This is a genomic window from Streptomyces sp. CBMA123, from assembly GCF_014596465.1.
Taxonomy (GTDB): domain Bacteria; phylum Actinomycetota; class Actinomycetes; order Streptomycetales; family Streptomycetaceae; genus Kitasatospora.
Genome location: NZ_MECK01000280.1, coordinates 1 through 6,708 on the forward strand (window position 1 = coordinate 1; position 6,708 = coordinate 6,708).

The window sequence follows — 6,708 nt, forward strand, 5'->3', positions numbered from 1 at the left end:
CCTCGCCTACCGCACCGCCGGCGCCCCCCGCGTCGCCCTGATCACCGACGCCATGGGCGCCGCCGGCATGGGCGACGGCCTCTACCCCCTCGGCCCCCTCCAGGTCCAGGTCAAGGACGGCGTCGCCCGGCTGGTCGAGGGCGGTGCGATCGCCGGCTCCACCCTCACCCTGGACGTGGCGTTCAAGCGCTCGGTCACCGTCAACGGCCTGACCCTCGGCCAGACCGTCGAGTCGCTCTCCACCACGCCGGCCCGGCTGCTCGGCCTCGCCGACTCCACCGGCTCGCTGGAGACCGGCAAGCTCGCCGACCTGGTCGTGGTCGACTCCACCACCTACGACCTGGTCGCCGTGATGCGCCAGGGCCGCTGGGTCGTCGGCGGCGACAGGTTCCCCACCGTCAAGTCCGCCTGAGCGAAGGCAACGGCCGCCCTCCCCCGCAGGGGACGGGCGGCCGCGGTGCGTCCGGAGCCGGACTCAGCTGCCCGGTTCCACCGTGATCTGGTCGATCAGGACCGGCCCCGAGGGCACGGTGAAGCTGACCGAGTTCGCCCCGGCCTGGAACTGCGGGAGTATCCAGGTGCTGAACCAGGACGAGGCCGGGTCCTTGCCCGGCGAGTAGTTCTTGAAGGTCAGCCCGCTCGGCCAGTCCTTGCCGTTCACCGACGCCGCGCCCTTCACATCGGCACCGGCGTTGTTGTAGTGCACGGTCAGCTTGTACGTCCCGGCCGTCGCGATCTGGCCGTTCCAGGTCACCGTGCCACCCTGCTGGAGCGTCAGGTAGCTGCCGTCGGCGGACTTGGCGCCCTTGACGCTGTTTCCGGACGGCGCGTTCTGGCCCTGCAGCTGACCGGCGTCCACGGTCGCCGGCCCGGCGGAGACGGTGGCGCTCGCCGAGGGCGAGGCCGTTCCGGGCGAGCCGCTCGCCCCGGTGCCGCTGGGCGCCGGCGGGGCGGTGGTCGTGGTGCCGCCCTTGGCGTCCTTGCCCCCGTCCGGGTCCCCGGTGGAGAGCGCGATCCCGGCACCGATCGCTATCGCCGCGACCACGGCGACCGCGCCGATCACCGCGCCCTTGCTCCGGCCGCTGCTCGGCCGCTCGTCCCCCGGCTGCGGCCGGGAGTGCTCCGCGTAGCGGGTCTGCTGGGTCGGCCCGCCGTACTCGGCCTGCTGCGCCGGCACACCCGGCTGCCCGTACGGGCCCTGCGGGGGCATGCCCTGCTGGCCGTACGGCGGCTGCGCCGGTCCGGGCTGGCCGTAGACCGGCTGCTGGGCGCGCGTCGGCTGGCCGTACTGCGCCCGGCCGACCTCCATCGGCCGGTTGTACGACGTCCGGGGCACCCCCTGCTGCGGCTCGGCCGGCTGTCCGGCGGAGCCGTCGGCCGGGCGGTAGAGGTAGCCGAAGGGGTCGTCGTCCTGCGGGGCACCGCCCGCCTGGTCCTCGGGCAATCCGTTGTCGCCGGCGGTCGTCACGGTGGTCTGCTCCCCCATCCGGTGTACGCCGCGCGCTGGCGGCGCAGATCATGGACGCTGTCGTACCGGGCACCCTACCTGTCGTACCTGACAGCAGGAAAAGAACCCTTGACAACCCGTGGGTAACCTGTGCGTCCCCGGGTGCTCGGCACCCGACCGATCCTCCGGCCGCCGGAAGGACACCGACCGGCCCTCCCGGTCAGCCCGCCCGCCGGTGCGAGCGCTCGCCGCGCGCCCCCCGCACCGCGCCGCCCCGGGCCCGCTTCTCGTCGTACATCCGCTCGTCCGCGGTGTGCAGCACCTCCTCGATGCTCATCCCGCAGCCGGCCCAGCCGACCCCCAGGCTGACCCCGACCCGCATCGCCCGTCCGTCGATCCGCATCGGCGGGATGATCGCGTTGCGCAGCCGGTGGGCGAGGTCCTTGGCCTCCTCGCGGCCGATGCCGTCGGCCAGCACCACGAACTCGTCGCCGCCCAGCCGGGCCACCGTGTCGCCGTCCCGGACGGCCCCGCTCAGCCGCCGGGCGACCTCGACCAGCACCGAGTCGCCCGCGTTGTGCCCGAACCGGTCGTTGATCGACTTGAAGCCGTCCAGGTCGCAGAAGAGCACCGCGAGCCCCTTGTCCACCGGCGCCGCCGCCCCGGAGCGGAACGGCGCGGACCAGGTCTCGCCGGAGGGCCCGAACTCGGCCGGGACCACGGCGTGCACATGCTCCCCGTACCCCGTGCCGAGGCCGGGCAGCAGGCCGTCGGCCGGCCCGTAGCCGTGCACCGGCCCGGCGTACGCGTCCGCACCCGCCAGGCCCTCGTACGCCGTGTGCGCGCTGTACGAGTCCGCCGGGTAGGCGTACGGCTGCGGGTAGCCGACCTCTCCGGACATCGCGGCGGCGGCCGCGCCGACCGGCTGCGGCTCGGCGCAGAGCCGGCGGGCCAGCCGGGCCTTGAGCTCGGCGCCGTTGGGCAGGCCGGTGAGTGCGTCGTGGCTGGCCCGGTGGGCGAGCTGGAGTTCGTGGCGCTTGCGGTCCTCGATGTCCTCGACGTGGGTGAGCAGGAAGCTCGGGCCCTCGGCGGCGTCCGCCACGATCGAGTTGCGCAGGCAGACCCACTGGTAGCCGCCGTCCCGCCGGGACAGCCTCAGCTCCGCCCGGCCGCTCTCGGCGCTGGTGCGTTCCAACAGGGCCCGGTCCTCGGGGTGGACGAGATCGGCGAAGCTCTGCTGGCGCAGCACCGCGCGGGGGCGGCCGAGCAGTCGGCAGAGCGCGTCGTTGACCCTGGTCAGCTGGCCGCGCCCGGCGCCGTGCAGTTCGGTGATGGCCATTCCGCTGGGGGCGTACTCGAAGGCCTGCCGGAAGCTCTCCTCGCTGGCCCGCAGCGCCTGTTGCTCCTTCTCCAGCCGGGCCAGCGCCCGCTGCATCTCGGCCCGCAGCCGGGCGTTGCCGATCGCGATGGAGGCCTGCAGCGAGAACATCTCCAGCGCCTCGCGGGTCCACGCCCCGGGGCGTTTGCCGCTGCGCGGGCGGTCCACCGAGAGCACGCCGAGCAGGTCGCCGCCGGCGCTGTACATCGGGGCGAGCAGTCCGTCGGCGGGGTGCCAGTCGTTGGCGTAGACGGGTAGCGGGCCGTCCCCGATCCAGCGCGGGATGTCGCTGGCGACGGCCCAGCCGCGGTCGTACGGCAGGAAGCGCAGGGTGCCCCAGTGGTCGCTGACGCCGAGCAGCCGGTCCCAGGACTCCCGCGAGCCGACCTGGCCGAGCAGCACCGAGGGCCCGCCCATCGGGCTCTCCTCCAGCTCCCAGACGGCCGCCACCACGAGGTCGCCGTCCGGCCGGACCAGGCTGACCGCGGCGGAGTCGAAGCCGAGCCCGTGCACCGCGCCCTCGACGACGGCCTGCAGCGTGCCCGCCAGGCTGCGGGCAGCGTTGAGGTCCGCCACGACCCGGTGCAAGGTGCGGAGGGTCGCGAGACGGACGTACGGCTCCGACTCGGCTTCCATGCGGGGGCTCCCCGGCTGCTTCGGATAGTTCTTGATTGGTTATCGTCCGATTGCCAGAAGAACTGAATCACAGGGAGCACAGCGTTCGGCATGCTCGGTCAGCAATAGGCCACCACTTGTGACTTAAATCACACGAGACTAATGCGCCCTTCATCAGTTCATCCGCCCCATAGCGGGACATAAAGCGCTATCGGAACATTTCTCGTGGTCGACCGCATCGGCCGCGCACTGAAGCCCACTGCACCCGCCGGTCCACCCGCTTCACCCCTGGGAGTGACCGCGCCCCCCGTCCCGACCGGGACCCGCGCCGGTGGTCCTACGACCACGGCCCGATGCCGTCACCCGGGAGCGACGACTACCGTGCGGTACGTGTACTCGTCCCCGCAGCCCGAAGCTGCCCCCCACGCCACGCCCGACGAGTTCCGGGCAGCACTCTCCCAGCTCGCCGCCGGTGTGAGCCTGGTGACCGTCCACGACGAGGAGGACGGCGAGGACGTCGGCATGACCGCCACGTCCTTCCTGTCGGTGTCGCTGGACCCGCCGCTGGTGCTGATCTCGGTCCGCGAGGACTCCCGGATGGACGAGGTGCTCTCCCGCAACGACACCTGGGCGGTCTCGGTGCTCACCGAGGGGCAGAAGGCGCTCGGCTCCCGCTTCGCCATGAAGGGCCGGCTCAGCGACCGGCTGCTGTTCGCGGAGACCCCGCACCGCCGCGGCGCGCGCACCGGAGCCCCGCTGATCGAGGGCTCGCTGGCCACCGTCGAGTGCCGCACCGAACAGCGGATACCCGCGGGCGACCACACCCTGCTGGTCGGCCGCGTCCTGGAGGCCGCCGTGCCCGCCCCCGGCGGCCGCCCGCTGCTCTACTTCCGCGGCGGCTACCGCACCCTGGGCTGAACCGGACCGCCGGCCGGCACCTGACGGTGTCCGGGCCGAAACGGTTCGCCGGGCCGGACTACTCGCCGCGCGGCGACCGCCGCCCCTGCTTCAGCTCGGACCGGTGCCGCTTGTTCTCCAGCCGCCGCTCGACCTTCCCCCGACTCGGCCGGGTCGCCCGGCGGGCCTTCGGCGGCGGCGCGCACGCCTCGCTCAGCACCGCGGCCAGCCGCACCCCGGCCGCCTCCCGGTTGCGCCACTGCGAGCGGAACTCCGAGGCCTGGATCACCAGCACCCGGCCGTCCACCAGCCGGTTGGCCAGCCGCTCCAGAGCGCGGGTGCGCCACACCTCGGGCAGCGCCTTCGAGCCGGCCACGTCGTAGCGCAGCTCGACCTTGGAGTCGGAGGTGTTGACGTGCTGGCCACCGGGGCCGGAGGAACGCGAGAAGCGCCAGACGAGCTCGGCGTCGGGGACGACCACCGACCCCCGTACGCGGATGGGCTCGGACATGCGCCCATCATCCCGCGCGGGTCCCGCCCGGTCACCCGGTTATCCGTGACTCGCCCGCTCACCACCGCAGCGCTCCGACCCGGTGCCGACGGCCGGCGCCCCGCCGCTCTCCCCCGGCCTTCGCCCGGGGGCACCCCCACCGTCGCTTCCTCGCCGCTCCCCTTCGGCACCGGCGCGCCCCTGCGGCTCGGGGCGGGCCCCGGTTACCCGCACGCGCCCCGAGCCCCGACAATGGCCTGTGTGATCGAGCTCGGCTACTCCCTCTCCAACCGCTTCCCCGACCCCCCGCAGACCGACTACCGCACCGCCCCGGTGCGCTCGCTGCGGTACGACCTGTTCTGCGGCGACGTCTACCTGGACGCCGAGGGCGCCGAACTCTCCACCCGCTGGGGCTGGGTCCCGGTGCTGGACTTCGCCTGGGCGCTGTGCGACATCGCCGAGCAGCTCGACCGCGACCCGGACGGCTCCCGGGCCGCCCGGGTGCAGACCGCCGACCTCGACTTCACCCAGAACACCGAGCTGCTGCGCTTCGCCCGCCGCTTCAACTGGGTCGAGGTCACCGCGACCTGGCTGCGGGACGAGCCGCCCGCCGTGGTCCGGCACAGCGAGCTGCGGCGCGAGGCCCGGGACTTCCTCCAGGACACCCTCGCCGACCTGTTCGACATGCACCCCGGCCTGGCCGACAACCCGAACATCTGGACGCTCCAGGGCCGGTTCCCCCGGGTCTGACCCCCGGAACCGACCGGACCGGCCATCGCTTTGCCCATCCTTTGCCCGACTTTGACGTCCGGGAAGAATTCACGGGATCTCCGGAACCAAGCCACCGGAGTACTGCGTTGTCCCGGGAAAGCGAACGAAGGGACTGCAATCGCCATGCCAGTGAGCCTCTCCAAGGGTGGCAACGTCTCGCTGACCAAGGAGGCCCCCGGCCTGTCCGCGGTCAGCATCGGCCTGGGCTGGGACACCCGCACCACGACCGGCGCCGAATTCGACCTCGACGCCAGCGCGATCGTCCTGAACGCGGACGGCAAGGTGCTCTCCAACGGGCACTTCGTCTTCTTCAACAACACCAGCACGCCGGACAACACCGTCGTGCACACCGGTGACAACCGGACCGGCAAGGGCGCGGGCGACGACGAGTCGATCAACGTCAACCTGGCCGGCCTTCCGGCCGAGGCCGCCAAGATCACCTTCCCGGTGACCATCTACGACGGCACCGCCCGCGGCCAGAACTTCGGCCAGGTCCGCAACGCCTACATCCGCGTGGTGAACGCGGCCGGCGGCGCCGAGATCGCCCGCTACGACCTCTCCGAGGACGCCGCCACCGAGACGGCGATGATCTTCGGCGAGCTCTACCGCAACAACGGCGAGTGGAAGTTCCGCGCGGTCGGCCAGGGCTACGCCTCCGGCCTGGCCGGCATCGCCCAGGACTTCGGCGTCCAGCTCTGACACGCCGCGGTCGCGAACGCCGAGGGGCGGGAAGTCGGTCGACTTCCCGCCCCTCGGCGTTTCCCGGGCCGCTCAGCGCGAGGCGCGCAGCTCCGGCAGCTCGATCAGCTCGGTCTCGTCCTCGGGCGTCAGGTCCACCACGGTCGGCCCGTCCGGCTCGGCGTCCTCGGCGCGCACCGGCCGCTCCGGCCGCACGACCGATCCGGCCTCCCGCGCCTCCCGCGCCTCCGCCTGGGCCTTCGCGGCGACCGCCTCGTCACCCACCACGTCCGCCAGGTCCGCGCGCTCTCCCAGCTCGGCGACGCTGCCCACCGCCGGCGCCGGCGCGGCCGCCCGCACCGCCGCGCCCGTACCGCGACCGAAGAAACTGAAGCCCTGCCCGCGCACCTGACCGGACTGCACCGGGCGCGG

7 protein-coding genes and 1 pseudogene are annotated in these 6,708 nt (G+C 73.3%); 4 read left to right on the forward strand and 4 right to left on the reverse strand.

All coding sequences use genetic code 11. The features are described 5' to 3' along the window. On the forward strand, nt 1-412 hold a 412-nt coding region (locus tag BG452_RS27235), incomplete at its 5' end, for an amidohydrolase family protein (protein WP_188307007.1). 63 nt (nt 413-475) lie between these two features. Here BG452_RS27235 and BG452_RS27240 read toward each other — a convergent pair. Then, nucleotides 476-1,468: a hypothetical protein gene (locus BG452_RS27240; RefSeq protein WP_188307008.1), complete on the reverse strand. Its 993-nt coding sequence runs from the start codon at nt 1,466-1,468 to the stop codon at nt 476-478. Between the two features lie 199 nt (nt 1,469-1,667). Then, nucleotides 1,668-3,461, reverse strand: a complete 1,794-nt coding sequence (locus BG452_RS27245; RefSeq protein ID WP_188307009.1) for a sensor domain-containing diguanylate cyclase — start codon at nt 3,459-3,461, stop codon at nt 1,668-1,670. Nucleotides 3,462-3,830: 369 nt separating this feature from the next. On the opposite strand from BG452_RS27245, the gene BG452_RS27250 reads away from it, so the two are divergent. Further along, nucleotides 3,831-4,358 carry a flavin reductase family protein gene (locus BG452_RS27250; protein WP_317621251.1) on the forward strand — a complete coding sequence of 176 codons (528 nt, stop codon included), beginning with the start codon at nt 3,831-3,833 and terminating at the stop codon, nt 4,356-4,358. 58 nt (nt 4,359-4,416) lie between these two features. Here BG452_RS27250 and arfB read toward each other — a convergent pair whose 3' ends face one another. Continuing rightward, the gene (gene arfB, locus BG452_RS27255) at nt 4,417-4,848 is read right to left on the reverse strand and encodes an alternative ribosome rescue aminoacyl-tRNA hydrolase ArfB (RefSeq protein WP_188307011.1); all 432 of its coding nucleotides are present in this window, start codon (nt 4,846-4,848) and stop codon (nt 4,417-4,419) included. Nucleotides 4,849-5,079: 231 nt separating this feature from the next. On the opposite strand from arfB, the gene BG452_RS27260 reads away from it, so the two are divergent. Beyond that, nucleotides 5,080-5,577, forward strand: a complete 498-nt coding sequence (locus BG452_RS27260; protein WP_223242792.1) for a hypothetical protein — start codon at nt 5,080-5,082, stop codon at nt 5,575-5,577. 144 nt (nt 5,578-5,721) lie between these two features. After that, nucleotides 5,722-6,297, forward strand: coding sequence for a TerD family protein (locus BG452_RS27265; protein ID WP_188307013.1), 576 nt, complete (start codon nt 5,722-5,724; stop codon nt 6,295-6,297). Between the two features lie 72 nt (nt 6,298-6,369). Here BG452_RS27265 and BG452_RS27270 read toward each other — a convergent pair. Beyond that, nucleotides 6,370-6,708, reverse strand: a pseudogene (locus BG452_RS27270) (hypothetical protein); the annotation flags it as partial.

What these genes read in the sequence shown, in the direction of transcription:
- BG452_RS27245 (WP_188307009.1), bottom strand. Translation starts at nt 3,461, where the DNA reads ATGGAAGCCGAGTCGGAGCCGTACGTCCGTCTCGCGACCCTCCGCACC.
- arfB (WP_188307011.1), bottom strand. Translation starts at nt 4,848, where the DNA reads ATGTCCGAGCCCATCCGCGTACGGGGGTCGGTGGTCGTCCCCGACGCC.
- BG452_RS27260 (WP_223242792.1), top strand. Translation starts at nt 5,080, where the DNA reads ATGGCCTGTGTGATCGAGCTCGGCTACTCCCTCTCCAACCGCTTCCCC.
- BG452_RS27265 (WP_188307013.1), top strand. Translation starts at nt 5,722, where the DNA reads ATGCCAGTGAGCCTCTCCAAGGGTGGCAACGTCTCGCTGACCAAGGAG.